Origin of the sequence: Streptomyces sp. DSM 15324 (genome assembly GCF_001514285.1) — a bacterium.
Classification (GTDB): Bacteria; Actinomycetota; Actinomycetes; order Streptomycetales; family Streptomycetaceae; genus Streptomyces.
Map to the genome: position 1 here is coordinate 151,895 of NZ_KQ949034.1, position 26,979 is coordinate 178,873.

At 72.3% G+C, this 26,979-nt stretch carries 22 protein-coding genes and 2 pseudogenes; 10 read left to right on the plus strand and 14 right to left on the minus strand.

What is annotated here, in order from left to right; all coding sequences use genetic code 11:
• Nucleotides 1-181 precede the first annotated feature (181 nt).
• Together AQJ58_RS32055 and bldG are read right to left on the minus strand one after the other, a co-directional pair.
• Nucleotides 182-613 (minus strand): ATP-binding protein, encoded by a 432-nt coding sequence (locus tag AQJ58_RS32055; RefSeq protein ID WP_067256503.1) that lies wholly within the window; start codon nt 611-613, stop codon nt 182-184.
• Nucleotides 614-720: 107 nt separating this feature from the next.
• The gene (gene bldG / locus AQJ58_RS32060) at nt 721-1,062 is read right to left on the minus strand and encodes an anti-sigma factor antagonist BldG (RefSeq protein ID WP_055636390.1); all 342 of its coding nucleotides are present in this window, start codon (nt 1,060-1,062) and stop codon (nt 721-723) included.
• An 80-nt stretch (nt 1,063-1,142) separates the two neighbouring features.
• On the opposite strand from bldG, the gene AQJ58_RS32065 reads away from it, so the two are divergent.
• Entirely contained in the window at nt 1,143-3,806 is a 2,664-nt protein-coding gene (locus AQJ58_RS32065; RefSeq protein ID WP_234360362.1) for a DEAD/DEAH box helicase, read from the plus strand.
• On the opposite strand, the pseudogene AQJ58_RS41780 reads toward AQJ58_RS32065, so the two are convergent.
• The 7 genes and pseudogenes from AQJ58_RS41780 to ssd form a co-directional block, all read right to left on the minus strand.
• Nucleotides 3,751-4,143: pseudogene (locus AQJ58_RS41780) on the minus strand (Rv3654c family TadE-like protein); the annotation flags it as partial. The gene AQJ58_RS32065 and the pseudogene AQJ58_RS41780 sit on opposite strands and share 56 nt — an antisense overlap.
• Nucleotides 4,144-4,433: 290 nt before the next feature.
• Nucleotides 4,434-4,802 (minus strand): annotated as a pseudogene (locus AQJ58_RS32070) (TadE family type IV pilus minor pilin); the annotation flags it as partial.
• The gene (locus tag AQJ58_RS32075) at nt 4,789-4,998 is read right to left on the minus strand and encodes a DUF4244 domain-containing protein (RefSeq protein ID WP_067256744.1); all 210 of its coding nucleotides are present in this window, start codon (nt 4,996-4,998) and stop codon (nt 4,789-4,791) included. The pseudogene AQJ58_RS32070 and the gene AQJ58_RS32075, both read right to left, overlap by 14 nt.
• Nucleotides 4,999-5,101: 103 nt before the next feature.
• On the minus strand, nt 5,102-5,890 hold the full coding sequence (locus tag AQJ58_RS32080; protein ID WP_067256506.1) for a type II secretion system F family protein: 789 nt from the start codon (nt 5,888-5,890) through the stop codon (nt 5,102-5,104).
• A 25-nt stretch (nt 5,891-5,915) separates the two neighbouring features.
• Nucleotides 5,916-6,794 carry a type II secretion system F family protein gene (locus AQJ58_RS32085; protein ID WP_067256508.1) on the minus strand — a complete coding sequence of 293 codons (879 nt, stop codon included), beginning with the start codon at nt 6,792-6,794 and terminating at the stop codon, nt 5,916-5,918.
• A complete protein-coding gene (locus AQJ58_RS32090) occupies nt 6,778-8,016 on the minus strand; it encodes a TadA family conjugal transfer-associated ATPase (protein WP_067256509.1) in 1,239 nt (412 codons plus the stop codon). Before AQJ58_RS32090 ends, AQJ58_RS32085 begins: the two co-directional genes overlap by 17 nt.
• An 11-nt stretch (nt 8,017-8,027) precedes the next feature.
• A complete protein-coding gene (ssd, locus tag AQJ58_RS32095) occupies nt 8,028-9,131 on the minus strand; it encodes a septum site-determining protein Ssd (protein WP_067256511.1) in 1,104 nt (367 codons plus the stop codon).
• Nucleotides 9,132-9,711: 580 nt separating this feature from the next.
• Between ssd and AQJ58_RS32100 the strand changes: the two genes are divergently transcribed.
• The gene (locus AQJ58_RS32100; protein WP_067256512.1) at nt 9,712-10,545 is read left to right on the plus strand and encodes an HAD family hydrolase; all 834 of its coding nucleotides are present in this window, start codon (nt 9,712-9,714) and stop codon (nt 10,543-10,545) included.
• A gap of 377 nt (nt 10,546-10,922) precedes the next feature.
• Here the strand turns inward: AQJ58_RS32100 and AQJ58_RS32105 are convergent, their stop codons facing one another.
• Nucleotides 10,923-11,747: a Fic family protein gene (locus AQJ58_RS32105; protein ID WP_067256514.1), complete on the minus strand. Its 825-nt coding sequence runs from the start codon at nt 11,745-11,747 to the stop codon at nt 10,923-10,925.
• A 100-nt stretch (nt 11,748-11,847) separates the two neighbouring features.
• Here AQJ58_RS32105 and AQJ58_RS32110 point away from each other — a divergent pair, with 100 nt between their 5' ends.
• The gene (locus tag AQJ58_RS32110; RefSeq protein WP_067256515.1) at nt 11,848-12,828 is read left to right on the plus strand and encodes an ATP-binding protein; all 981 of its coding nucleotides are present in this window, start codon (nt 11,848-11,850) and stop codon (nt 12,826-12,828) included.
• A gap of 16 nt (nt 12,829-12,844) precedes the next feature.
• On the opposite strand, the gene AQJ58_RS32115 is transcribed toward AQJ58_RS32110, so the two are convergent.
• The gene (locus AQJ58_RS32115) at nt 12,845-14,110 is read right to left on the minus strand and encodes a polysaccharide deacetylase family protein (RefSeq protein WP_067256517.1); all 1,266 of its coding nucleotides are present in this window, start codon (nt 14,108-14,110) and stop codon (nt 12,845-12,847) included.
• 336 nt (nt 14,111-14,446) lie between these two features.
• Here AQJ58_RS32115 and AQJ58_RS32120 point away from each other — a divergent pair, with 336 nt between their 5' ends.
• The 6 genes from AQJ58_RS32120 to AQJ58_RS44975 all read left to right on the plus strand — a co-directional run bounded on the left by AQJ58_RS32120 (nt 14,447) and on the right by AQJ58_RS44975 (nt 22,696).
• A complete protein-coding gene (locus AQJ58_RS32120; protein WP_067256519.1) occupies nt 14,447-16,993 on the plus strand; it encodes a bifunctional SulP family inorganic anion transporter/carbonic anhydrase in 2,547 nt (848 codons plus the stop codon).
• Between the two features lie 170 nt (nt 16,994-17,163).
• Nucleotides 17,164-19,119, plus strand: coding sequence for an acetate--CoA ligase (acs, locus tag AQJ58_RS32125; RefSeq protein ID WP_067256521.1), 1,956 nt, complete (start codon nt 17,164-17,166; stop codon nt 19,117-19,119).
• Between the two features lie 249 nt (nt 19,120-19,368).
• Complete coding sequence (nhaA, locus tag AQJ58_RS32130; protein WP_079079364.1) at nt 19,369-20,886, plus strand: Na+/H+ antiporter NhaA; 1,518 nt, start codon at nt 19,369-19,371, stop codon at nt 20,884-20,886.
• Nucleotides 20,887-20,938: 52 nt separating this feature from the next.
• Nucleotides 20,939-21,427 (plus strand): phage holin family protein, encoded by a 489-nt coding sequence (locus AQJ58_RS32135; protein ID WP_067256523.1) that lies wholly within the window; start codon nt 20,939-20,941, stop codon nt 21,425-21,427.
• Nucleotides 21,424-22,374 carry an alpha/beta fold hydrolase gene (locus AQJ58_RS32140; RefSeq protein ID WP_067256525.1) on the plus strand — a complete coding sequence of 317 codons (951 nt, stop codon included), beginning with the start codon at nt 21,424-21,426 and terminating at the stop codon, nt 22,372-22,374. The genes AQJ58_RS32135 and AQJ58_RS32140 overlap by 4 nt, the downstream gene beginning before the upstream one ends.
• 139 nt (nt 22,375-22,513) lie before the next feature.
• A complete protein-coding gene (locus tag AQJ58_RS44975) occupies nt 22,514-22,696 on the plus strand; it encodes a hypothetical protein (RefSeq protein WP_079079365.1) in 183 nt (60 codons plus the stop codon).
• Between the two features lie 152 nt (nt 22,697-22,848).
• On the opposite strand, the gene AQJ58_RS32145 is transcribed toward AQJ58_RS44975, so the two are convergent.
• The 3 genes from AQJ58_RS32145 to nth all read right to left on the minus strand — a co-directional run bounded on the left by AQJ58_RS32145 (nt 22,849) and on the right by nth (nt 26,039).
• Nucleotides 22,849-24,048 (minus strand): MarP family serine protease, encoded by a 1,200-nt coding sequence (locus tag AQJ58_RS32145; RefSeq protein ID WP_067256746.1) that lies wholly within the window; start codon nt 24,046-24,048, stop codon nt 22,849-22,851.
• Between the two features lie 13 nt (nt 24,049-24,061).
• The gene (locus tag AQJ58_RS32150) at nt 24,062-24,724 is read right to left on the minus strand and encodes an NUDIX hydrolase (RefSeq protein WP_067256526.1); all 663 of its coding nucleotides are present in this window, start codon (nt 24,722-24,724) and stop codon (nt 24,062-24,064) included.
• 436 nt (nt 24,725-25,160) lie between these two features.
• Nucleotides 25,161-26,039, minus strand: a complete 879-nt coding sequence (gene nth, locus AQJ58_RS32155) for an endonuclease III (protein WP_324613852.1) — start codon at nt 26,037-26,039, stop codon at nt 25,161-25,163.
• Nucleotides 26,040-26,288: 249 nt separating this feature from the next.
• On the opposite strand from nth, the gene AQJ58_RS32160 reads away from it, so the two are divergent.
• Entirely contained in the window at nt 26,289-26,963 is a 675-nt protein-coding gene (locus AQJ58_RS32160) for a Crp/Fnr family transcriptional regulator (protein ID WP_029382547.1), read from the plus strand.
• Nucleotides 26,964-26,979: the final 16 nt, after the last annotated feature.

The window sequence follows — 26,979 nt, forward strand, 5'->3', positions numbered from 1 at the left end:
AACTGGGCCATTGATCGTGAATTGCTTCACGAAATCCGAGGAGTGATTCTTGGACTCAAGATTCGCTTCCCGGAACGGCTGGGACAACTGTAAGCACGAGTACCCGGGTGGGCGCATGCCAAAGGGCCCCACCGGAGTGGGGCCCTTCGGGTACGGATACGGCCGGGGCGGCCGGCGCGGGTCAGCCGACCGTCGCCGCGGCCGGTGTCCTCGGCCAGGTCATACGGATCAGACCGCCGTTCTCACCGGCGGTGACCTCCACGTCGTCGACGAGGCCGCTGATGACCGCGAGGCCCATCTCGTCCTCCTCGGCGTCCGCGTCGTCCGCGCCGGAGCCGGGAAACCGGTCTCCGGGGGCGGCGCGCGGCGCCTCGTCGCCGACCTCGATGGAGAACTGCTTCTCCTCCTCGATCAGCGCCACCTTCACGGGAGCGGTGATACCGCCACTCTGGTGAAGGCCGACGGCGCGGGTGCAGGCCTCGCCGACGGCGAGTCTCACCTCGTCGAGGACGGCCTCGTCCACTCCGGCCCTGCGCGCCACCGCTGCCGCCACCAGACGGGCGGTCCTGACGTGCTCGGGCAGCGCGCTGAAGCGGAGTTCAACGGTGGCCATGCGTCCCCCTCGGAACTCGGGCGTGCTGTCGGGGGGCCGGGCTGCCGAAAGCCCGGTCCCCCGGTGTACAACTGGGCCGTTCGGGTCACCGGACCCGGACGGACGGGTCAGTCGGTGGCTTGGACCGCGTCCTCGACCGAGGTGTGAATCGGGAACACCTTGGTCAGGCCGGTGATGCGGAAGATCTTCAGAATGCGCTCCTGGTTGCACACCAGGCGCAGCGAGCCCTCGTGGGCACGCACACGCTTCAGGCCGCCGACCAGTACGCCGAGCCCGGTGGAGTCGAGGAAGTCCACGCCCTCCATGTCCACGACGAGGTGGAAATTCCCGTCGTTCACCAGCTCGACCAACTGTTCGCGCAGCTTGGGCGCGGTATATACGTCGATTTCGCCACCGACCTTGACGATCGTGCGATCGCCGACGGTCTCGGTCGACAGGGACAGGTCCACGGATCCTCCAGCACCTTGCTATCGAGCGGTCGCCCCTCGGGACACCTCGGCAGAGCCCCCTGGACGGTTCGCCAGCCGCGATGGCATTCAATCACTTACCGGCAGGCGTGCACGACGCCTTGGCTCCATTGTCCGTCACGCCAGTGACACACTCGGTGCCGATGGCCAAGAATCACCGATCCGATCGATCCTCGGCACAGCCCGCGCCCCGCCTGTCGCCGGGCGCGCTCCTGGACCGGCTCGCCCCGGGCCCGAGCCGGGCTTCGCGCATCACTCATACGGAGCACTTGCCCCCGCGCGCGGGCCGCCATGCCGTCTGGCCTGACCGGATTCGCCCGGAAGTGATCGCGGCGGTTCAGAACTGCGGGATCGACCACCCCTGGGCCCACCAGGCGCTCGCCGCCGAGCACGCCCTGGACGGCGACTCGGTGGTCGTCGCCACGGGCACCGCCTCCGGCAAGTCCCTGGCCTATCTCGTCCCCGTGCTGTCCACCCTTCTGGACGGCTCCGAGGCCCCGAACGGCCGCGGCGCGACCGCCCTGTACCTCGCCCCGACCAAGGCCCTCGCCGCCGACCAGCGCCGCTCTGTGAAAGAACTCTCACACCCGCTCGGCAACGCGGTGCGTCCGGCCGTGTACGACGGCGACACGCCGTTCGAGGAACGCGAATGGGTCCGCCAGTACGCCAACTACGTCCTCACCAACCCCGACATGCTGCACCGCGGGATCCTCCCGTCCCACCCCCGCTGGTCCTCCTTCCTGAAGTCGCTGAAGTACGTCGTCGTCGACGAGTGCCACACCTACCGCGGCGTCTTCGGCTCCCACGTCGCCCAGGTGCTGCGCCGCCTGCGCCGCCTGTGCGCCCGCTACGGCTCCTGCCCGGTCTTCCTGCTGGCCTCCGCGACGGCCGCCGAGCCCGCGGTCGCCGCCGGCCGGCTCACCGGCCTGCCGGTGGTGGAGGTCGCCGACGACGCCTCACCCCGAGGGGAACTGGTGTTCGCCCTCTGGGAGCCGCCGCTCACCGAGCTCCAGGGCGAGAAGGGCGCACCCGTCCGGCGTACCGCCACCGCCGAGACCGCCGACCTCCTCACCGACCTCGCCGTCCAGGGCGTGCGCACGGTCGCCTTCGTCCGCTCCCGGCGCGGCGCCGAGCTGATCTCGGTGATCGCCCAGGAACGGCTCGCCGAGGTGGACCGCTCGCTCGCCCGGCGTGTCGCGGCGTACCGGGGCGGTTACCTGCCCGAGGAGCGCCGCGCCCTCGAACAGGCCCTGCACTCCGGCGAGCTCCTGGGCCTCGCCGCCACCACGGCCCTCGAACTCGGCATCGACGTCTCCGGCCTCGACGCCGTCCTGATCGCCGGCTATCCGGGCACCCGCGCCTCCCTGTGGCAGCAGGCGGGCCGCGCCGGACGGTCCGGCCAGGGCGCGCTGGCGGTGCTGGTCGCCCGCGACGACCCGCTGGACACCTTCCTCGTCCACCACCCGGAGGCCCTCTTCGAGCGTCCGGTGGAATCGACGGTCCTCGACCCCGACAACCCCTACGTCCTCGCCCCGCACCTGTGCGCCGCCGCCGCTGAACTCCCGCTGACGGAGGAGGACCTGGCGCTGTTCGGCCCGGAGACCGAGGCCCTGCTGCCCCAGCTGGAGGCCGCCAGGCTGCTGCGCCGCCGCACGAAGGCCTGGCACTGGACGCGCCGGGAACGCGCCGCCGACCTCACCGACATCCGCGGCGAGGGCGGCCGGCCGGTGCAGATCGTCGAGGAGGGCACGGGCCGGCTGCTCGGCACGGTCGATGCGGGCGCCGCCCACACCACCGTCCACGAGGGCGCCGTCCACCTCCACCTGGGCCGCACCTACCTCGTCCGCTCCCTGGACCTCGACGACGCGGTCGCCCTGGTCGAGGAGGCCGCCCCGCCCTACACGACCGTCGCCCGCGACACCACCGCCATCGCCGTCCTGGAGACCGACACCGAAATCCCCTGGGGCCAGGGCCGGTTGTGCTACGGCTCCGTCGAAGTCACCAACCAGGTCGTCTCCTTCCTGCGCCGACGTGTCATCACCGGTGAAGTCCTGGGCGAGTCGAAGCTCGACCTCCCTCCTCGTACGCTGCGCACCCGCGCGGTGTGGTGGACGGTCACCGAGGACCAGCTCGACGCCGCCCGTATCGATCCCGAGATCCTCGGCGGCGCCCTGCACGCCGCCGAACACGCCTCCATCGGCCTCCTCCCGCTCTTCGCGACCTGCGACCGCTGGGACATCGGCGGCGTGTCGATCCCGCTGCATCCCGACACGCTCCTGCCGACGGTCTTCGTCTACGACGGCCATCCGGGCGGGGCGGGCTTCGCGGAGCGCGCCTTCCACACCGCCCGCGCCTGGCTCGCCGCCACCCGCGAGGCCATCGCCTCCTGCGAGTGCGACGCCGGCTGCCCGTCCTGCATCCAGTCCCCCAAGTGCGGCAACGGCAACGAACCGCTGCACAAGAGGGGGGCGGTGCGGCTCCTCACGGAACTACTCCGAGGGGCGCCGGAGGAGACGGCCCCGGGGCCGGTCCCTGAGGGCGGGGAGAAGCCGCAGCCCGCGCCTCGGGGCCCCGCCCCTCAAGAGCCCGCGCCCCAGGAACCCACCCTTCCTGGACCCGCCCCTCAAGCCGACCCGCAGGAGCCCGGACCTCGGACGATGGAAGCGGGGCCGGGGCCGGCCCCGGGAGCGGCGATACCGGCCCCGGAGGGCCCGCACGCGCCCTGACCTCGGCCGTGAAGGGTCCCCGGCCCGCCGCCGCCGTCACGTCCGCGATCTCCCCGGCGACCGCGCAGCGCACCAGCCGGACGCCCTGGGCCCGCGCCACCCGGCCGGCCCGGGCACAGGCTCCCTCCTCGCCCTCCGGCCAGTGGTCCGCCGCCGCGAGCGCCGCGAGGTCCGCGCCCCCGGCGGCCCGGTGCCGGACCACGACGGCCTGCCCCAGGGCCAGTACGGCCCCGAAGACCACGCAGAGCACCGCGATCGCCCCGAGACTCCAGACGGTGGCCGACCCCCGGTCGCCTCGCCTGCGCAGCCACGCTCCGACGCCACGAGCCGCCTTCACGGCCCACCTCCGCCGTCCGGCCCGGCTCCCGTGTCCGGCCCGGCCACGCCGTCCGGCCGCACGGCCCCGCTCTCCGCCCCGACACCGTCCGGCTGGCGCCCGCTCTCCGACCCGCCTCCGCCGTCCGGCCCACCTCCGCCGCCCGACTCGGCTCCCCTGTCCGGCCCGGCCACGCCGCCCGGCCGCACCGCCCCGCTCTCCGCCCCGACACCGTCCGGCTGGCGCCCGCTCTCCGACCCGCTCCCGCCGCCCCAGCCACCTCCACCGTCCGGCCCGGCTCCACCGTCCGTACCGCCTCCCACGGCCTCCTCGGCCGCCGCCACCGCCTCCTCCCGTACCTCGAAGGGCAAGCCCCTCAGCAGGGGCGGACTCGCCACGACCTCCACGCGCACCTGGTCGCCCTCCCGGCCGACCGTCACGCGCGCCCCCCGCGGTGCGACCGCGCGGGCCAGTTCGACGACCGTCCCGGTGGGGTCCTGCCGGGCCGCCGCCCGGGCGCCGGTCCTGGCCGCGTCCACGCACTGGATCCGGGCCGCCATCACGAGCAGCCCCCACACCAGCGCCATCGCGAACACCACCAGCACCGGCAGCACCACCGCCGACTCGGCCGTCACGAACCCACGGTCCCCGCCGAGCCGCCGCCGTTCACATCCCCCCACTGAGCGCCCGCCTCACCAGGTCCTGGAGCTGTGTGCTGACGGCGTCACTCGTCACCACCTGGTAGAGGAGCACGGCGAAACCCACCGCCGCCACGATCCCCATCGCATACTCGGACGTCACCATTCCGCCGTCCTTGCGCGCGCCCCGCATCCCGCACACCAGGGCACGCAGCCGCGCCCGTACCGCCTTGCACATCTCAACCCCCGTAAGGTCCGGCCCTGTCGGCCTCTGACTGTTCGACCACCGTTTGATCCGTCGTGTCCCCGCCTGGCGCCCTGGGCGCCGGTTCAGCACCTGGTCATCCACCGCCCCCTCCTCCCATCACCCCGCCCGCGAGCCCGATCACGACCGGTACGACGCCGACCGCGATGAAGGCGGGCAGGAAGCACAGCCCCACCGGCGCGGCGACCAGGACGCCGGCGCGTCGGGCCCTGGCCGTCGCGGCCCGGGTCCACTCGGCCCGGGCGTCCCCGGCGAGCCGGGCCACGGGACCGGCCGCCGGGACGCCCGTCACATCGGCGTGTTCCAACAGCCGCGCCAGGGCCTCCGCACCCGGGGCACCGGCCAACCCCCGCCATGCCGTGCCGGGTTCGCCGCCCAGCCGCACCTCGGCGGCACCCCGCGCCAACGCCTCCCCCACCGGCCCGCCCAGGGCCTCTCCGACGGCCTGCGCGGCGATCACCGGGGCGGCGCCCGCCGCGATGCAGGCGGCCAGCAGATCGGCGGCGAGGGGCAGCTGCCCGGCGGCGAGCCGCGCGTCGGCCTCGCCCACGGCGGTGGCCGCCCGCTGCCGACCGCGCCACCGCCACAGCCCGAAGGCACCGGCCACCCCGGCCACGGCCCCCACGACACCGCCGATCAGCACCCATCCGGCGCCCGCCACCGCCACCAACGGCAGCCAGGTCCCCACCGCGTCCCGCACCCCCACGCGCGGGACGTCCCGCGCCCTCTCCCGCCCCAGCAGCCCGGCCGCTCTCCCCCGGGCCCTGCGGGCGCGCCGTACCCGCTCCAGCCACCACACCGGCGCCCCGAGGACCGTCACGATCCCCACGGCCACCCCCAGCCTGTGGACAACTTCCGCGCTCATGTCGCCTCCCACCTCGTCACATCCCTCACGCTCCCTCCGCGTTCCGTACGATCCACCGCACCCACCACACCCCCGCGCCCTCCAGCAACCCCCCGACGAGCAGGCAGCCCAGCCCTGCCACGCTGTGGAACAGCACCCGCAACGGGTCGGCGCCGAGCGCGGCGCCCAGGACGAGCCCCAGAGCGGGCAGACAGGCCAGCATCACGGCGGTGGCGCGTGGTCCCGACAACTGCGCTCGCAGGTCGGCCCGTTGATCGCGCTCGGCGCGCAACGCCCCCTCCAGACGGTCGAGTCCGGCCGCGAGGCCCGCCCCCTGGTCCACGGCCACCCGCCAGCACGCCGCCAGCCCCAGCAGTCCGCCGGCCCCCGGCTGCCGTGCGGCGACCGCGAGCGCCCGGGGCACATCCCCGCCGAACCGCGCAGCCGCCAGCACCGCCGCCCGCGCCTCGCCCAGCCCACCGGAGTCCCGCGCGGCCCGCTGCAACGCCTCCCCGGGCTGCCGTCCGGCGCGCACCTCCCCGGCGAGCGCGGCACAGAGCGCGATCACGGCGTCCGCCGTGCGTTCCCCGGTCCGGCGCGCCTGTGCGGCCCGCCTCGCCCGGCGCAGCAGGGGCACCGCCGCGGCCCCGACGACGACCGGAAGCGGCGAGGCTCCCAGCAGCGCCAGCACCACTCCGACGACCGACGCCCACCACTCGGGCCGCCATCGCGCACGGAGCCCGAGCAGCTCGCGCCATCCGAGGGCCGGGTCCCGCCAGGCCGGTGGTCCGCCGCCGACCACCCCGCCTCCGGCAAGCAGCAGCTGCGCCCGCCGGCCACCCGAGTGCGGACCGCCCAGCAGCCACGCCGCCGCCCCGGCACAGGCGACGGCCACCGCCGTCGACGCCTCATCCGTCACGTACATCGCCCACCCCGTTCCCTTCCACCCCGGGCTGCTCGCCCCTCAGCAGCTCCCGCAGCCGCCCCCACCCGCGCTCGTACGCGAAGGCGTCCGGCTGCCAGCGCAGTGCCGGTACCGTCCGCACCAGCCCCGTGGGGTCACGCTCCAGCACGTGCACCTCGGCGATCCGGCGCCGCCCGGCCGGGTCGCGGACGAGGTGCAGGACCACGCAGAGCGCGGCAGCCACCTGGCTGTGCAGTGCGGCCCGGTCCAGTCCCGCCGCCGTACCGAGCGCCTCCAGCCGGGCGGGGACGTCCGCCGCGGCGTTGGCGTGGACGGTCCCGCAGCCGCCTTCGTGGCCCGTGTTGAGCGCGGCCAGCAGATGGACCACCTCCGGTCCGCGCACCTCGCCGACGACGAGCCGGTCCGGCCGCATCCGCAGGGCCTGCCGCACCAGGTCCTCGAGCGTGACGCGCCCGGCGCCCTCCTGGTTGGCGGGTCTGGTCTCCAGGCGGACCACGTGGGGATGGTCCGGCCGCAGCTCCGCGGAGTCCTCGGCGAGCACGATCCGCTCCCCGGGGCCGACGAGGCCGAGCAGTGCGCTCAGCAGGGTGGTCTTGCCGCTGCCGGTGCCACCGCTGACCAGGAAGGACAGTCGCGCTGCGACCAGGGCCCGCAGCACCCGATCGCCGCCCGGCGGTACGGTGCCCGCGGCCACGAGTTCATCGAGCGTGAACGCCCGCGGACGTACCACGCGCAGCGACAGACAGGCGCAGCCGACGGCCACCGGGGGCAGCACGGCGTGCAGCCGGGTCCCGTCGGGCAGCCGGGCGTCGGCCCAGGGCCGGGCGTCGTCCAGGCGCCGTCCGGCCACGGCGGCCAGCCGCTGCGCGAGACGTCGTACGGCGGCGGCGTCCGGGAAGGAGACGGCGGTCAGCTCCAGGCCGCCGCCCCGGTCGACCCAGACCCGGTCCGGGGCGGACACCAGGACGTCGGTCACCGAGGGGTCGGCGAGCAGCGGCTCCAGCGGCCCGCTGCCGATCAGCTCGGAGCGCAGTTGCTCGGCCGCCCCGAGCACCTCGGCGTCCCCGAGCACCCGGCCCTGTTCCCGCAGGGCCTGTGCCACGCGCGCGGGCGTCGGCTCGGCCCCGCTCGCGGCGAGCCACTGCCGTACGCCGTCCAGCAGCGCGCCCTCCAGTGCCGGTGCCGTGCTCACCGGGGGCGCACCCGCACGTGCCGTACTCACCCGTGGCGTACTCACGCGCCACCCGCCTCGATCAGCGCCCGCTCCCAGAACTGCTTGCAGAAGCGGGCGAGGGGCCCGCGCGCGGCGGCGCCCGGGGGTGCCTTGCCTCCGTCGGGGCGGAGCAGTGTCTGCTCCACCGGCACCTCGCCGACCAGCGGCAGCCGGAGCAGTGCGGCCACCTCGCGGTCGTCGAGGCCGGGTGCGTACGGGCCCCGGACCGCCACCCTGAGGTCGCGCAGGACCATCCCGGCCGCGGCGGCCACCCGGCCGGCGGCCGCGACGGCGCGCAGTTCGGCGGGGACCACGAGGAGTCCGAGGTCGATCTGGGCGAGTGCCTCGGCGGCCCCGTCGTCGATGCGGCGCGGCAGGTCCACGACGACGGTGCCGCCCCGGCGGCGCGCGGCGGCGAGAACCGCGCGGACGGCCTGCGGCGGGACGGCCACGCAGTCGCCGCGGTCCCAGCTGAGCACGCGCAGCGCGTGCAGTTCGGGCAGGGACTCCTCCAGGGCGCCGCCGCCGACCCGCCCGCGTGAGGCGGCGAAGGCGGGCCAGCGCAGGCCTTCGCTCGTCTCCCCGCCGAGCAGTACGTCGAGTCCGCCTCCGAGCGGATCGGCGTCCACCAGGAGTGTGCGCAGGCCTTCGCGCGCGGAGGTGACGGCGAGGGCGCACGCGAGCGTGGACGCTCCGGCGCCTCCGCGGCCGCCGATGACGCCGACGGTGAGTGCGGGCCGTCCGACGCCCTCGGCGACGTCGGCGATACGGTCGACCAGCCATTGTTCGCCGTCGGGCAGCATCAGGACGTGGTCGGCTCCGATCTCGACGGCGCGCTGCCAGACGCCGGGGTCGTCCTGGTCGCGTCCGACGAGGACCACTCCGCGCCTGCGGGTGGCCCCGCGCACCCGGCGGGCGGCGTCGTCGCCGACGAGGACGAGCGGCGCGGTCTCCCAGCTGCCGCGGCGCTCCGGCACCGAGGGGTGGACCTCGGGCGTCGCGCCGGCCGCGGCGCACAGGCGCAGCAGGTCGTCGAGGAGGTCGGCGTCCTCGGTGACGATGAGCGGTTTGCCCTGCCGGTGGGAAGCGGCGGGCGACGGGTCGTGAGTGACGGCTCCGGCCATGTTTTCGTCCCCCTTTGTCGTGGGTCGCGCAGCCCCTGCGGCCCCGCGATTCCCGAGCGTGCGAAGAACCGGACAAGTGGCCTCCGCAAGAACGGCCGACAGAAAACCGGCCGCGCGCACCCGGCAAACGGAACCGGCCATGAAGTCCGGCCCGAGCGGACGCGTCGGAATCACGGTGCGGCCCACCGGGAAATCTTGTGGATCTTGGTGAAAATCTGTGGACGGGCGGCCGGTTGTGAATATCGCCGTCACCCATACCGGTGATGACCACCCGCCTCCTGTGCGACTTCCGCAGAGCAGTCCGACCGCTACCCAACGTGACGGATCACGGACATGCCGAAGGGGCGGCCTGAGCCGCCTCACAGACGCGGCCGTACCGCGCGAAGAAGGGGAAAATGCATCCGGACATGCGACGACCCCCGCCGGGGGGGAGAGCGGGGGTCGTCTCCACGGCCGACTCGGGGGGGGAGGAGCCGGACCGGGTTAGCACGGTCGCGAACGATCCGTGACTTCCATGGTGTACCCGAGAGCCCTCTCAGGCAAACCCACGCGCCCACCTTACGCCGAATGGGCTGCCCCTATGCTCTTGGTTGTGGAAAACCACTCCTTGCCCCGCACAGCGGCCTTCTTTGACCTGGACAAGACGGTCATTGCGAAGTCGAGCACGCTCACCTTCAGCAAGTCCTTCTACCAAGGCGGTCTGATCAACCGCAGGGCCGCCTTGCGGACCGCATATGCCCAGTTCGTCTTCCGCGTCGGCGGTATGGACCACGATCAGATGGAGCGGACCCGGGAGTACCTGTCCGGGATGGTGCGCGGCTGGAACGTGCAGCAGGTGAAGGAGATCGTCGCCGAGACGCTGCACGATCTGATCGACCCGCTCATCTACGACGAGGCGGCCTCTCTCATCGAGGAGCACCACACGGCCGGCCGCGATGTCGTGATCGTGTCCACGTCGGGCGCGGAGGTGGTCGAGCCGATCGGGGAGCTGCTGGGCGCGGACCGCGTGGTGGCGACCCGGATGGTGGTCGGCGAGGACGGCTGCTACACCGGCGAGGTGGAGTACTACGCCTACGGCCCGACGAAGGCGGAGGCGATCAAGGAGCTGGCCCTTTCGGAGGGGTACGACCTGGAGCGCTGTTTCGCGTACAGCGACTCGGCGACCGATCTGCCGATGCTCCAGTCGGTGGGCCGTCCGCACGCCGTGAACCCGGACCGGGCCCTGCGGCGAGAGGCCCTCGCGCGCGGGTGGCCGATTCTCGACTTCCACCGGCCTGTACGGCTCAAGCAGCGGATCCCCTCGTTCTCCGTACCGCCGCGCCCGGCCCTCGTCGCGGCGGCCGCCATAGGCGCGGCGGCGGCGACGGCGGGCCTGGTCTGGTACGCGAGTCGGCGCCGGACGGCGACCGCCTGAGCTGCGGAGACCGTTTCGAACCCCTTTGGCGCCAAAAGTAAAGAACTGGCGGCGGGGGTTCCGCTTGTCCTGGTCCTGGAGTAGAAAGGACTCACGGCCCGCGAGACCAAGGACATCCGAAAGGATCACCTTAATAACGCATTTGGCCCCACGGACCGATGCATGGACATCGAGCACCCACGCGACGTCGACCCGTCGATTACGGGCCAGCCGCACCAGGTCACGGGCAAAGAACCCGGCCTGATGGGCACCATATCGAGGACGCTTGGTAACCCGGTGAACATGCCAGCGGCGGTACGAATTCTCGTACCGCCGCAACCCGTTACCGGGACTTTCCGCTTCTGCGCCGGCTTCCGCGCCCGCCTCTGCACCGGCCCTTACGCAGCGCCGCGCTGCAACGCCTCGCACACCGCCGTCGACTCCCGGGCACCCAGCTCGACCGCCCTGCCGCAGTGCGTGATCCAGGCCGCCATACCCTCGGGAGTGCCGGACACATAACCGTCCAGTGCCGCCAGATAGGCGGCCCGGCCCAGTTCCGCGTGGCCCACCTCGGCCGGGCAGACCGACTTGGGATCGAGACCGCTGCCGATCAGCACGATGCGCTCGGCGGCCCGCGCGACCAGGCCGTTGTGCGAGGTGAAGGGGCGCAGGGCGAGCAGCTCGCCATGCACCACGGCGGCCGTCACCAGGGCGGGTGCCGAGCTCCCCGCGATGATCAGCCCGGAGAGCCCGTCCAGCCGGCCGGCCACGTCAGCGGCTCCGGGCAGCGGCAGCTCGACGAGCGGTTCGTCGACCGGCTCCCCCGCCTGCCGCGGCCGCCCGATCTCGTCACCGCCACCCGCAGCGGCCACCAGATGCAGCCGTGCGAGCACCCGCAGCGGCGACTGCCGCCAGATGGACAGCAGCTGCCCGGCCTCGGCCGTCAGCCGCAGGGCGGCGCCCATCACCCGCGCCTCGTCGTCGACGCCGAAGTCACTGCGCCGCCGCACCTCCTCCAGGGCCCAGTCCGCGCCGGACAGCGCCGCCGAACCACGGGCGCCGCGCAGGGCGGCCTCGGAGGTGACCGCGTTGCTGCGGCGCCGCATGACCCGGTGTCCGTAGACCCGGTCCACGGCCTTGCGCACGGACTCCACGGACTCGGCCACACCGGGCAACGAGGCCAGGGCCGCGAGCGGATCGGCGGACGCGCCTGTCGTACTCATGAGTACGACATTACGCACCCTGGGCCGCACCCCTCGAAGGAGTGGTCTTCTTCACGCACCACTGCCACGCACAGCCACCATCACACTACTCTTGGTGAACATGAAAATTGCTTTCGTCGGGAAGGGTGGCAGCGGCAAGACGACGCTGTCGTCCCTGTTCATCCGCCACCTCGCCACCCTGGGCGCCCCCGTGCTCGCCGTGGACGCCGACATCAACCAGCACCTGGGGCCCGCTCTCGGCCTCGACGAGAGCGAGGCCGCCACCCTGCCCGCACTGGGCGATCACCTGCCGCTGATCAAGGAGTACCTGCGCGGTTCCAACCCGCGCATCGCCTCGGCCGAGTCGATGATCAAGACGACCCCGCCCGGCCGGGGCTCACGGCTGCTGCGGGTGCGCGAGGACAATCCGGTCTACGACGCCTGCGCCAGGCCGGTGGAACTCGACGGGGGCGCCGTCCGTTTGATGGTCACCGGCCCCTTCACGGACGCCGACCTGGGGGTCGCCTGCTACCACTCCAAGACGGGAGCGGTGGAGCTGTGCCTGAACCACCTCGTGGACGGCCGCGACGAGTACGTCGTGGTCGACATGACGGCGGGCTCGGACTCCTTCGCCTCCGGCCTGTTCACCCGCTTCGACGTCACGTTCCTCGTCGCCGAGCCGACCCGTAAGGGGGTCTCCGTCTACCGTCAGTACAAGGAGTACGCCCGCGACTTCGGCGTCGAGCTGAAGGTCGTCGGCAACAAGGTGCAAGGGCAGGACGACCTCGACTTCCTCCGCGCCGAAGTCGGTGAGGACCTGCTCGTCACAGTCGGGCACTCGAACTGGGTGCGCGCCATGGAGAAGGGCCGACCGCCCCGGTTCGACCTCCTGGACGCGCCCGACCGCGAGGCCCTGCATCTGCTGCGGACGACCGTCGACGCCGCCCACGAGCGGCGCGACCGGGACCGCTACACACGCCAGATGGTGCACTTCCACCTGAAGAACGCCCAGTCCTGGGGCAACGAACGCACAGGGGCCGACCTGGCGGCCCAGGTCGACCCCGACTTCGTGCTCGGCGAGGGCGTGGCCGCCGCCGTCTAGAACATCCGGGCGGCGGCTACCGCCGGACCGCCGGGCCGCCCGGGATGCCCTGGGGGGCCGGGGCCGGCCCGTCGGACAGGAAGGACGCCCAACCCTGCTCCGGGGCCTCGCCGACATCCAGTGAGCGCAGCTTGCTCAGGGTCTGCGGGTCCTGGGCGTCCAGCCAGTCAGCCAGCTGCCGGAACGACACACAGCGCACGTCGGCCTGGTTGCACACGGTCTCCACGACCTCCTGGACGGCCCGCATGTACGTTCCGCCGTTCCAGGACTCGAAGTGGTTGCCGATGATCAGCGGAGCGCGGTTGCCGTTGTAGGCGCGGTGGAAGCCCCTGAGCAGGCCGTCGCGCATCTGCTCGCCCCAGAAGGCGCGCTTGGCGGGGTCGCCCTGGGTCTTGGTTCCGGACTGGTTGACCATGAAGTTGTAGTCCATGGTGAGCTGCTCGAACGTGCGTCCCGGGAAGGGCACGAGCTGCATCGACAGGTCCCACAGCCCCATCCGCTTGCGGGGCCAGACCTGCTGGTTGACGCCGCTGGTGTCATAGCGGAAGCCCAGTCGGCTCGCCGCCCGCATGAAGTTCTTCTGGCCCTCCAGGCAGGGGGTGCGGGCGCCGATCAGCTCCTTGTCGTAGTCAAAGGGCAGCGGGGCGGCCTTGGTCATGCCGGTGTTGGTCTTCCAGGTCTTCACGAACTGCTTGGCCTGGGCGATCTCGTCCCGCCACTCCGCCGGGGACCACGCGCCGACCCCGCCGTTCCTGCCGCAGAAGTGGCCGTTGAAGTGGGTGCCGATCTCGTTGCCCTCCAGCCACGCCAGCCGTAGCTGCTTCACGGTGTCGGCGATGCCCTGCTCGTCGTTGAAGCCGATGTCGGAACGGCCAAGCGAGTGCTGTGGGGGCCGGTAGAGGTCGGCCTTCTCCTGCGGCAGCATGTACACGCCGCTGAGGAAGTACGTCATGGTCGCGTGGTTGGCCTTGGCCACCTTGCGGAAGTGCGAGAACAGCTTCTGGCTGTCCTCTCCGGCCCCGTCCCAGGAGAACACCACGAACTGCGGGGGCTTCTGACCGGGCTTCAGACGTTGCGGTCGGGGCAGGTGCGGCTGCGGTCCGGTGTACGCGGTGGAGCCGTCGCCGATCAGCCGGAGCACCCGCTTGGGCGCCGGGGCGCCCTGGTGCGGGGTCTGCGTCGTCGTCTTGGCGGCGTCGGTCGCCGTGGCACAACCGGCGAGTGATGCGGCGGCCGTCGCGGCGACCACGACGGCCGCGGCGATTCTCTGGGTGGCGGTCATGCTCCGCCCACCTTCTTCCTTCTCTCGGCCCACGCCGACGAGGGCGTGCTGTCGGTGCGTGCCGGGGCGAGCCGGCAGCGCGGTCAAGGTCGCACGGGACCGAGAAGGAATTAATACGACAAGCCGATGAAATGCTCACTTCACCCAAGTAGGTGATTCATTGCCCTATTTGCCACATAAATCCATGCCTGACCTTTACTCTGCATTACGATCGTTTTACCGAGCGTTGCTCTCTCATCCCGCCGCTGTACGCCGTGACCCACGGCCGCGACCGCCCCCGCCAGAAAGCGGGGACCACCAGTTCCGCGACCGCGCTGCCCCGGAGGAGACGGGAACATGTCAGCCTGCGTCCCCACTCGTACGTCCGACTCGACGCGCGCCCGGCGCGCCCACCCGCCGCACAGCCCCCCGTCGGGCCCGCACCGCCGCTTCCGCCTCGCGGGCGCCGACGTGTCCGCCTCGATCGCGGTCTTCCTGATCGCCCTCCCCCTGTCCCTGGGCATCGCCCTGGCCACCGGAGCACCCCTGCAGGCCGGCCTCGTCGCCGCCGCCGTCGGCGGGATCGTGGCCGGCTGCGTCGGCGGATCCCCGCTCCAGGTCAGCGGCCCCGCCGCCGGGCTCACCGTGGTCACGGCCGACCTCATCGAGCGGTACGGATGGCGGACGACCTGTGCCGTCACCGTGCTCGCCGGCTGCGCCCAACTGGGCCTCGGCTGTCTGCGCGTGGCACGCACCGCGCTCGCCGTCAGCCCCGCCATCGTGCACGGCATGCTCGCCGGCATCGGCGTCACCATCGCCGTCGCCCAGCTGCACATCGTCCTGGGCGGCACCCCGCAGAGCTCCGTTCTGGCCAACCTCCTCGCCCTGCCCGCCCAGCTGGCCGGGCTCCAGCCCGCCGCGGTCGCCGTGAGCACCCTGACCCTGACCCTGCTGCTGCTCTGGCCCCGCGTCCCCGGCCGGGCGGGCCGGATGCTGCGCAAGGTGCCCGCCGCCCTCGTCGCCGTCGCCGGAGCCACCGTCGCGGCGTCCCTCGGCGGCCTCGTCCTGCCCAAGGTCGACCTCCCCTCCTGGCGCAGCCATGCCCTGGCCGGACTGCCCGAGGGCCCGGCGCTCGGCGTCGCGGCGGCCGTCCTCACCATCACGCTGGTGTGCAGCGTGCAGTCGCTGCTCGGCGCGGTCGCCGTCGACAAGCTCATCTCCTCCCGCGCCGACCTCATCTCCTCACCCGCGGGACGCGGCCCGCGGGTCGGCCGCTCCGACCTCGACCGTGAACTGCTGGGCCAGGGAGCCGCCAACATCGTCTCCGGCGCCCTCGGCGGACTGCCCGTCGCGGGGGTGGCCGTGCGCAGTTCGGCGAATGTCCAATCGGGTGCCGTGAGCCGGAACTCCACGATGCTGCACGGCGTTCTCGTACTGATCGCCGCACTGCTGATGGGCCCGATCCTGGAGCTCATCCCCCTCGCGTCGCTCGCCGCCCTGGTGATGGCCGTCGGCATCCAGATGGTGTCCCTGCACCACATTCGTACGGTGACCCGCCACCGGGAGGTGCTGGTGTACGCCGTCACCACCCTCGGCGTGGTGTTCCTCGGCGTCCTCCAGGGCGTGACGCTGGGAATCGCGGTCGCCGTCGCCGTCGCCCTCAACCGCCTCACCCACACCCGCATCACCCACCACGAGCAGGAAGGAGTCCACCACGTCCATGTGCGCGGCCAGTTGACGTTCCTGGCGGTACCCCGGCTGAGCCGGGCCCTGCACCTCGTACCCCACGGCACCCGCGTGGTGGTCGAGCTGGACGGCTCGTTCATGGACCACGCCGCGTACGAGGCCCTCCAGGACTGGCAGAAGACCCACACCGGCCAGGGCGGCACCGTCGAACTGACCGGCCGCAGACTCGGCACGGCGTCCACGGCCGTCGACCCCGCCGCCGGTGCCGACTGCCGCTGCCGGCCGTGGACCCCTTGGCGCAACCACCAGTGCGAGCTCCCCCGCACCGCGCGCGCCACAGGTTCCGCTTCCGGAACCCCGAACCGGCCGAGCGGGGCCGGCACCCCGGCGGCCCCCGACAGACCGCACCGGACGCACGAAACACAGGAGACCCACGAAACAGACAAGACCGATGAGCCAGACAAGACCGATGAGACGCGCAAGACCGACCGGATGCACAAGACCCACCGGGCGAACCGGCCGAGCGGCACGGGCGGTCTCGCGGGTACCGGGGCCGACGGGAGTCACCCCCTGGTCCGCGGCATCAGCGCCTTCCAGCGGAACACCGCTCCGCTGGTGCGCGGGGAGTTGGCGCGGCTGGCCCGGGAGGGACAGCAGCCGACGCAGCTGTTCCTCACCTGCGCCGATTCGCGGCTGGTCACGTCGATGATCACCTCCAGTGGTCCGGGCGACCTGTTCGTGGTGCGCAACGTCGGCAACCTGGTGCCGCCGCCGGACGAGGAGTGCGGGGACGACTCGGTGGGGGCCGCCATCGAGTACGCGGTGGACGTGCTGAAGGTCCGGTCCATCACGGTGTGCGGGCACTCGGGGTGCGGGGCCATGCAGGCGCTGCTCGGCTCCGAACCCGGCGGGGAGCAGACGCCGTTGAAGCGGTGGCTGCGGCACGGGCTGCCGAGTCTGGAGCGGATGGGCGACGACGGACGGCCCTCGGCCCGGCTGGCCGGGCGGTCACCGGCGGACGCGGTCGAGCAGCTCTGTCTGACGAACGTGGTCCAACAGCTGGACCATCTGCGGGCCCACACGTCGGTGGCGCGGGCCCTGGCGGCCGGGGAGCTGGAGTTGCACGGGCTGTACTTCCACGTGGGCGAGGCACAGACGTATCTGCTCACCGGGAACGACGGCAGCGAGCTGTTCGACCATGTGGGCCATCGCGTGTGAAAGGCGTGACACCGGCTGAACTCCGTCCGGCCCCCGTCCGTGGGTACGGATGACCCGGCCTACACCAGAACAGGTCTAAACCAATTTTCCGTCGGCCCTTGTCACCGGGCCCCCGGTTCTGATGAGCTGTGGCCCGGGACACAACGGACACCCTTCGAAAGGGAGATGTCGTGAGCAACGAAAGCCTGGCCAACCTGCTCAAGGAAGAGCGCAGGTTCGCGCCGCCCGCCGACCTGGCCGCGAACGCCAACGTCACGGCGGAGGCGTACGAACAGGCCAAGGCTGACAGGCTCGGCTTCTGGGCCGAGCAGGCCCGTCGGCTGACCTGGGCCAAGGAGCCGACACAGACGCTGGACTGGTCGAACCCGCCGTTCGCGAAGTGGTTCGAGGACGGCGAGCTCAACGTCGCGTACAACTGCGTCGACCGCCATGTGGAGGCCGGGCACGGCGACCGGGTCGCGATCCACTTCGAGGGGGAGCCCGGCGACAGCCGCGCGCTCACCTACGCCGAACTCAAGGACGAGGTGTCCAAGGCGGCCAACGCGCTGATGGAGCTGGGCGTCCGCAAGGGCGACCGGGTCGCGGTGTACATGCCGATGATCCCGGAGACGGCGGTCGCGATGCTGGCCTGCGCCCGGATCGGCGCCGCGCACTCCGTGGTCTTCGGCGGCTTCAGCGCGGACGCGCTGGCGACCCGCATCCAGGACGCGGACGCCAAGGTCGTGATCACGGCGGACGGCGGGTACCGGCGCGGCAAGCCGTCCGCGCTCAAGCCGGCCGTCGACGACGCGGTCCGCAAGGCGGGCAACGTGGAGCATGTGCTCGTGGTCCGCCGTACGGGCCAGGAGGTCGCCTGGGACGACACCCGGGACGTGTGGTGGGACGAGATCGTCGACCGCCAGTCCGCCGAGCACGCCCCCGAGGCCTTCGGCGCCGAGCAGCCGCTGTTCATCCTCTACACGTCCGGCACCACGGGTAAGCCGAAGGGCATCCTGCACACCTCCGGCGGCTACCTCACGCAGGCGGCGTACACGCACCACGCGGTCTTCGACCTCAAGCCGGCCACCGACGTGTACTGGTGCACGGCCGACGTCGGCTGGGTCACCGGCCACTCGTACATCGTCTACGGACCGCTGGCGAACGGCGCGACGCAGGTGATGTACGAGGGCACCCCGGACACCCCGCACCAGGGGCGCTTCTGGGAGATCGTGCAGAAGTACGGGGTGACGATCCTGTACACGGCCCCGACGGCGATCCGTACGTTCATGAAGTGGGGCGACGACATCCCCGCGAAGTTCGACCTGTCCTCGCTCCGCGTCCTCGGTTCGGTCGGGGAACCCATCAACCCCGAGGCCTGGGTCTGGTACCGCAAGCACATCGGTGCCGACCTGACCCCCGTCGTGGACACCTGGTGGCAGACCGAGACCGGCGCGATGATGATCTCGCCGCTGCCGGGCGTCACCGAGACCAAGCCGGGCTCCGCCCAGCGCCCGCTGCCCGGCATCTCCGCGACGGTCGTCGACGACGAGGCGAACGAGGTGCCCAACGGCGGCGGTGGCTATCTGGTCCTCACCGAGCCCTGGCCGTCGATGCTCCGCACGATCTGGGGCGACGACCAGCGCTTCCTCGACACGTACTGGTCACGCTTCGAGGGCAAGTACTTCGCGGGCGACGGCGCGAAGAAGGACGACGACGGGGACATCTGGCTGCTGGGCCGGGTGGACGACGTCATGCTCGTCTCCGGGCACAACATCTCCACCACCGAGGTCGAGTCGGCGCTCGTGTCGCACCCCTCGGTCGCCGAGGCGGCCGTGGTCGGCGCGGCCGACGAGACGACCGGACAGGCGATCGTCGCGTTCGTCATCCTGCGCGGCACCGCCGCCGAGTCCGAGGACCTGGTCGCCGAACTGCGCAACCACGTCGGCGCGACCCTCGGCCCGATCGCCAAGCCCAAGCAGATCCACCCGGTGACCGAGCTGCCCAAGACCCGCTCCGGCAAGATCATGCGCCGGCTGCTGCGGGACATCGCCGAGAAGCGGGAACTCGGCGATGTGACCACCCTGACCGACTCCACGGTCATGGACCTCATCCAGGCGAAGCTGCCGGCGGCACCCAGCGAGGACTGAGCAAGGCCCGCACGGGACGGGCATCCGGCGACGCGGGGAACCGCGCCGGGTGCCCGTTTCGCACCTATCGTGGGGGTCACCTGACCACAGGCCCCGAGCGCGCCGCGCGGCACAGTCCGTGCACCGCGTACACCGCGCACGGACTGTGCCGCGCGCGCTGGACGCACCTTAGGTAAACTAATCAAAAAGGTGCGCCGGGAAGTCTGGTCGGCATGCGTTCCGCCATGCCCACCGACCGGAGGTCCCACCGTGTCCGCGCCCCGCAGCACCGCCCGCAGAATCTTCGGACGGCTCTCCCTCCCCGAGCGGACCTACATCACGGACGCGCTGCGGACCGAGACGGTGGGCGGTGTCCTGCTGCTCCTCGCCGCGGTGACCGCACTGCTCTGGGCGAACGTCCCCGCGCTGCGCGACAGCTACGAGACAGTCAGCCACTACCACCTCGGCCCCGGGGCCCTCGGACTGCACCTGTCGGTGGAGCACTGGGCGGCCGACGGCCTCCTCGCGATCTTCTTCTTCGTCGCCGGCATCGAACTCAAGCGCGAGCTGGTCGCCGGGGAACTGAAGGACCCCAGGGCCGCCGCCCTGCCCGTCGCGGCCGCGCTGTGCGGAATGGCCGTACCGGCGCTCGTCTACACCCTCACCAACCTCACCGGAGGCGGCGACACGGGCGGCTGGGCGGTACCCACCGCCACCGACATCGCCTTCGCGCTCGCCGTGCTCGCCGTCATCGGGACCTCGCTGCCGAGCGCGCTGCGCGCCTTCCTGCTCACCCTCGCCGTCGTCGACGACCTGTTCGCGATCCTGATCATCGCGGTCTTCTTCACCGACACGATCGACTTCGCCGCCCTGGGCGGCGCCGTCGCAGGCCTCGCGGCCTTCTGGGTGCTGCTGCGCAAGGGCGTACGCGGCTGGTACGTGTACGTGCCGCTCGCGCTGGTGATCTGGGCGCTGATGTACAACAGCGGCGTCCACGCGACCATCGCCGGCGTCGCCATGGGCCTGATGCTGCGCTGTACCACCCGCGAGGGCGAGGAGCACTCCCCCGGCGAACACATCGAGCACCTGGTGCGGCCGCTCTCCGCGGGGCTCGCTGTTCCACTGTTCGCCCTGTTCAGCGCGGGGGTGACGATCTCCGGCGGGGCGCTCGGCGAGATCTTCACCCGGCCGGAGACCCTCGGGGTCGTCCTCGGGCTCGTCATCGGCAAGACGGTCGGCGTCTTCGGCGGCACCTGGCTGACCGCCCGCTTCACGCGGGCCTCCCTCAGCGAGGACCTGGCCTGGGCGGACGTCCTGGCCGTCGCCTCGCTCGCCGGCATCGGTTTCACCGTCTCGCTGCTCATCGGCGAACTGGCCTTCGCGGGGGAGGCGGCCCTCACCGACGAGGTCAAGGCCGCCGTCCTGACGGGCTCGCTGATCGCGGCGACCTGCGCGACGGTCCTGCTGAAGCTGCGCAACGCCCGCTACCGCCGGATCCAGGAGGCCGAGGAGCGCGACGAGGACAGTGACGGCATCCCGGACGTCTACGAGCAGGACGACCCGGCGTACCACCTGCGGATGGCCGCGATCCATGACCGCAAGGCCGCCGAGCACCGCCGTATCGCCGCGGAGATCGCCCGCGGGAGGACCGCCGGGACGGACTCAAAAACGGACTCGGAGACGGACTCAGAAACGGACTCGGAGACGGACTCGGGGACGGGTCCCGCGCATCGGATGGCGGCCGAAGTGCCGGGCGGGGCGGGCGAGGACGGCGACGGTCCGGCATGATCTGACGGGACGGTACAAAAGAGACGGTACAAAAGAAGCGAGGGAGACCGCGATGAGCGCACCCGACGGCAGCCCGGTCGGCGCCGAAGCCAGCATCGGCCAGCTGTTCGCCTCGGCGACGACCGAGATGTCCGCGCTGGTGCACGACGAGATCGCGCTGGCGAAGGCTCAGCTCAAGCAGGATGTGAAGCGCGGCGCGACGAGCGGCGGGGCGTTCACGGTGGCAGGCGCGGTCCTGGTGTTCTCCCTGCCGATGCTGAACTTCGCGCTGGCGTACGGCATCCGTACCTGGAGCGACTGGAACCTCGCGATCTGCTTCCTGCTGTCCTTCGCGGCGAACGTGCTCGTGGCGCTCGTCCTGGTGCTGATCGGTGTGGTGTTCGCGAAGAAGGCCAAGAAGAGCCAGGGCCCGCAGAAGGTGGCCGCGTCGATGAAGGAGAGCGCGGGCGTCCTGCAGAACGCCAAGCCGCACCCCAGGCCGGAGCTGACCGAGGACCGGGGCCCGGCGGCCATCGAGGCTGTGGCACGCTCGACGTCATGACGGACCCCGCCACCCCTTCGGCGCAGCCCACCTCGGTCGTTCGGCCGGAATACGCCGAGGGCACCAAGGTGACCCATCGTGAGGTCGCCGCGAACGGCGCCCGCTTCCACATCGCGGAGGCGGGTGACGGACCGCTGGTCATGCTCGTCCACGGCTTCCCGCAGTTCTGGTGGACCTGGCGGCACCAGCTCGGCGCGCTCGCCGAGGCCGGCTTCCGGGCCGTCGCCATGGATCTGCGGGGCGTGGGCGGCAGCGACCGTACCCCCCGGGGCTACGACCCGGCCAACCTCGCCCTCGACATCACGGGCGTGATCCGCTCGCTGGGCGAGCCGGACGCCGCGCTCGTCGGCCACGACCTGGGCGGCTATCTGGCGTGGACGGCCGCCGTGATGCGCCCCAAGCTGGTCCGGCGGCTCGCGGTGGCCTCGATGCCGCACCCGCGTCGCTGGCGCTCGGCGATGCTCGCCGACGTCCGGCAGTCCGCCGCGAGCTCCCACATCTGGGGATTCCAGCGGCCGTGGATCCCGGAGCGGCAGCTCACCGCCGACGACGGGGAACTGGTGGCCCGCCTCATCCGTGAGTGGTCCGGGCCGCAGCCGCCGGAGGACGCAATCCTGGAGACGTACCGGAGCGCGATGTGCATCCCCTCCACCGCGCACTGCTCCGTCGAGCCGTACCGGTGGCTGGTGCGCTCGCTGGCGCGGCCGGACGGCGTCCAGTTCTACCGGCGCATGAAACGGCCCGTGCGCGTCCCCACGCTCCACTTGCACGGGTCACTCGACCCGGTGATGCGCACCCGTAGCGCGGCCGGCTCCGGCGAGTACGTGGAGGCGCCGTACCGATGGCGGCTCTTCGACGGGCTGGGCCACTTCCCCCACGAGGAGGATCCGGTCGCTTTCTCCACCGAACTGGTCAATTGGCTGAAGGATCCGGAACCGGATCGGTGACCGAATTGTCGCGCCCGGTGTCCGCCGCCGGATGCCACAGGAAACACCTGTACGACAAGCGGCCAATTGCCCGACGCATAGGCCAATTGGCGGGCCTCGGGGCGGTTATCGACCTTGGGGCGGGGGCAGACGTCGGGGTATGGGCTGGACGCACGACTACAGTGACACAGCACGCAACCGGCGCTCGGCCGCCGGCCTGAGCTCCCACCAACGAGGTTCCGACCCGCAGCTGCCGGGCTCCGACCTCCGGGTGGGCATTCCGCGCATCCTGCGCCGCCGGGCCCGCTGGGTCTCGGTACGCCTGCGTCACCCTCGAGGCTGACCCGCCCGGGCCCGCTCGGCACGACCGTCTCGGCACGACCCCGCTCGGCACGACCGTCGCGACACGCCCGTCGCCACACGGCCGTCTCAACGGGACCTGCCGACCGGCCCGCCCCGACCGGCTGACCGCCGCTCCCGCGCCGCGAGGAGCAGCTAGAGGGCGCAGCGGTCGCTGTCCACCTGCTGTCCCGTGGTACGTCCGTCGGTGATGTCCTGCTGGATCTCGTCCGCGGTGAGCGCGTACCCGGTGGAGGCGTCGTCGAGCGACTTCGCGAACACCACGCCGTACACCCGCCCGTCGGGGGTGAGCAGCGGGCCGCCGGAGTTGCCCTGACGGACGGTCGTGTAGAGCGAGTACACGTCACGGCGCACGGTGCCGCGGTGGTAGATGTCCGGGCCGTTGGCCGTGATGCGCCCGCGCACGCGCGCGGCCCGGACGTCGTACGAGCCGTTCTCCGGGAACCCGGCGACGATCGCGTCGGCACCGGTGGAGGCGACGTCGGTGGTGAACTTCAGCACGGGCGCGTCGAGGTCCGGTACGTCGAGCACGGCGATGTCGCGCTTCCAGTCGTACAGGACGACCGTCGCGTCGTACTTGCGGCCCTCACCGCCGATCTGCACGGTGGGTTCGTCGACGCCGCCCACGACATGCGCGTTGGTCATGACGCGGCGCTCGCCGAAGACGAAGCCGGTGCCCTCCAGGACCTTGCCGCAACTCTCGGCGGTGCCCATCACCTTGACGATGGAGCGCTGCGCGCGCGTGGCGACGGGGCTGCCCGCGAGGGCCGGGTCGGGCGGCTGGACGTCGGTGATCGGCTCGTTGGCGAACGGGCTGAAGACCTGTGGGAAGCCGTTCTGCGCGAGGACGGAGGAGAAGTCGGCGAACCAGGTGTCGGCCTGGTCGGGCAGTGCCCGGGACACCCCTTGCAGCACGGTGGAGTTGCGGACCTCCTTGCCGAGGGTCGGCAGGGTCGTGCCGGCCAGGGCGGAGCCGATCAGCCAGGCCACCAGCAGCATGGCGACGACGTTCACCAGGGCGCCGCCGGTGGCGTCCAGGGCGCGGGCCGGGGACCAGGTGATGTACCGGCGCAGTTTGTTGCCGAGATGGGTGGTCAGCGCCTGTCCGACCGACGCGCAGACGATCACGACGACGACGGCGACGACGGCGGCCGTGGTGCTGACCTCGGCCTTGTCGGTGAGCCAGTCCCAGATGAGCGGCAGCAGATAGACGGCGACCAGACCGCCGCCCAGGAAGCCGATCACCGACAGGATGCCGACGACGAAGCCCTGGCGGAAGCCGACCACCGCGAACCAGACGGCCGCGACCAGCAACAGGATGTCCAGCACGTTCACGGGGTTCACCCTGTCATGACCGCCAGTCGAGCGGGACCTGCTTGTCCCGGTCCCAGGGGCGCTCCCAGCCCGCGAAGTGCAGCAGGCGGTCGATGATGCCGGCCGTGAAGCCCCAGACCAGGGCCGATTCGACCAGAAATGCCGGACCTCGGTAGCCGCCGGGGTGGACCGCGGTGGCCCGGTTGGCCGGGTCCGTGAGATCGGCCACGGGGACGGTGAAGACCCGGGCCGTCTCGTTCGGGTCGACGACTCCCACCGGGCTCGGCTCGCGCCACCAGCCCAGGACGGGTGTCACGACGAACCCACTGACCGGGATGTACAGCTTGGGCAGGACACCGAAGAGCTGGACGCCCGAGGGGTCGAGTCCGGTCTCCTCCTCGGCCTCGCGCAGCGCGGCCCGCAGCGGGCCGTCGCCCTGCGGATCGCCGTCCTCCGGATCGAGCGCGCCGCCGGGGAAGGAGGGCTGTCCCGCGTGCGAGCGCAGGGTGCCGGCCCGCTCCATCAGCAGCAGCTCGGGGCCCTGCTCCCCCTCGCCGAACAGCACGAGGACCGCGGACTGGCGTCCCGCGCCGTCCTGCGGCGGCAGGAAGCGGCTGAGCTGGCTCGGCCGGACCGTCTCCACGACCCGCGCGACCGGGTCGAGCCAGCCGGGCAGACCGTGCGTGCGAAGCGGCACGGCGCCACCCGGGACGCCGCCCCGGGCAGCGCCCGGATCACCCTCCCCGCCACCGGCCCCGACGAGGGCACCCGCCCGGGCACCCGCGGGACCACCGGACCGGGCCGCCGCAGCACCGGCTGCGGCACCGGCCGCGGCGTTGGCCGCGCCGTCGACTCCGGCGCCCGCCGTACCGCCCTCCGCGCCACCGCCCCGGGCACCCCCCGGGCCTCCGGACGCGGCGCTCGCCGCGCGTGGCGCGTTCGTCGTGTCCCTGTCCCTGCCCCTGTCCCTTGCCGCGTCGCTCGCCGTCCCGTCGGCCGTCTCGCTCGCCGTGTCACTCACCCGTGTCATCGCCGCGCCCCCCGTTCTGCCGGGTCCAACGCGCGAGGACCCGTAGATCGTTCCGTCGGCCGCGCCCCGTCGGCCGCCGGTCCCGCCTTCCTCGCCGCCCGGGTCATCCGGCCCCCAGCGGCGGGGCCGCCCGCCCGCCCGCGTCGAGATAGGCCTGCGGCGGGTTGAGCCGCTGGCCGGGGAAGCCGCCCTTCTCGTACTTCAGGAGCTTCTTCGCCTTCTCGGGGTCCGTCTCGCCCTCGCCGTAGGCCGGGCAGAGCGGGGCGATGGGGCAGGCCCCGCAGGCCGGCTTGCGCGCGTGACAGATGCGGCGGCCGTGCCAGATGACGTGATGGGACAGGTCCGTCCAGTCGCCCTTGGGGAAGAGCGTGCCGATCGCCGCCTCGATCTTGTCGGGGTCGGTCTCCTCGGTCCACCGCCAGCGCCGTACGAGCCGCTGGAAATGGGTGTCCACGGTGATGCCGGGCCGCCCGAAGGCGTTGCCCAGGACGACGAAGGCGGTCTTGCGGCCGACGCCGGGCAGCGTGACCAGGTCCTCGAGACGACCGGGGACCTCGCCGCCGAACTGTTCCACCAGGCCCTTCGAGAGCCCTATGACCGACCGGGTCTTGGCCCGGAAGAACCCGCAGGGGCGGAGGATCTCCTCGACCTCCTCCGGGTTGGCCGCGGCGAGGTCCTCGGGGGTCGGGTACTTGGCGAAGAGGGCGGGAGTCGTCTGGTTGACCCTGAGGTCGGTGGTCTGGGCGGACAGGACCGTGGCGACCAGAAGCTGGAAGGGGTTCTCGAAATCCAGCTCCGGGTGGGCGTAGGGGTAGACCTCGGCGAGTTCGCGGTTGATACGGCGGGCCCGGCGGACGAGCGCGGTCCGCGACTCGGGCTTTCCTGCCGATTTACCAGCAATCGCCTTTGTCATCACTTTTGCTGCTTTCTTACCCTCACCGGACTCTTGTTCGCCCACAGCGGAATCCCGACGTACAACCACCCGCCCAGCCCCCTTGGCCTGTGCTCTCACCGGCGATTTGGACACCCGGCCAGCCTAAAGCCCGGCACCGACATCCGCCCCGGACCCCGAAGATCGGCCCCCAATTGGACCCCTGCCGCTTACCTCCGGACATGTGTGCGGCATCCTTGTGACAGATCACACTGTTTGGACCGTCCGGCAAAATGGGGAACCAGGTCCCCTGGTACGCGGGGGACAAGATCCCCTGAGCAGGCGACAAGGAGAGAACTCGTGGACGACGTTCTGCGGCGCAACCCGCTCTTCGCGGCACTCGACGACGAGCAGGCCGCGGAGCTGCGCGCCTCCATGAGTGAGGTGACCCTCGCCCGTGGTGACTCCCTGTTCCACGAGGGCGATCCGGGCGACCGGCTCTACGTGGTCACCGAGGGCAAGGTCAAGCTCCACCGCACGTCCCCCGACGGCCGCGAGAACATGCTGGCCGTGGTGGGCCCCGGCGAGCTGATCGGCGAGCTGTCGCTGTTCGACCCGGGCCCGCGTACGGCGACGGCGACGGCCCTCACCGAGGTCAAGCTGCTCGGCCTCGGCCACGGCGACCTCCAGCCCTGGCTGAACGCCCGCCCCGAGGTGGCCGCCGCGCTCCTGCGCGCCGTCGCCCGGCGCCTGCGCAAGACCAACGACGCCATGTCCGACCTGGTCTTCTCCGACGTCCCCGGCCGCGTGGCGCGCGCCCTGCTGGACCTCTCGCGGCGCTTCGGCGTGCAGTCCGAGGAGGGCATCCACGTCGTCCACGACCTGACGCAGGAGGAGCTGGCCCAGCTCGTCGGCGCCTCGCGCGAGACGGTCAACAAGGCACTCGCCGACTTCGCCCAGCGCGGGTGGCTGCGCCTGGAGGCGCGGGCGGTCATCCTGCTGGACGTGGAGCGGCTCGCCAAGCGCTCGCGGTAACGACGGCTCGCGGTAA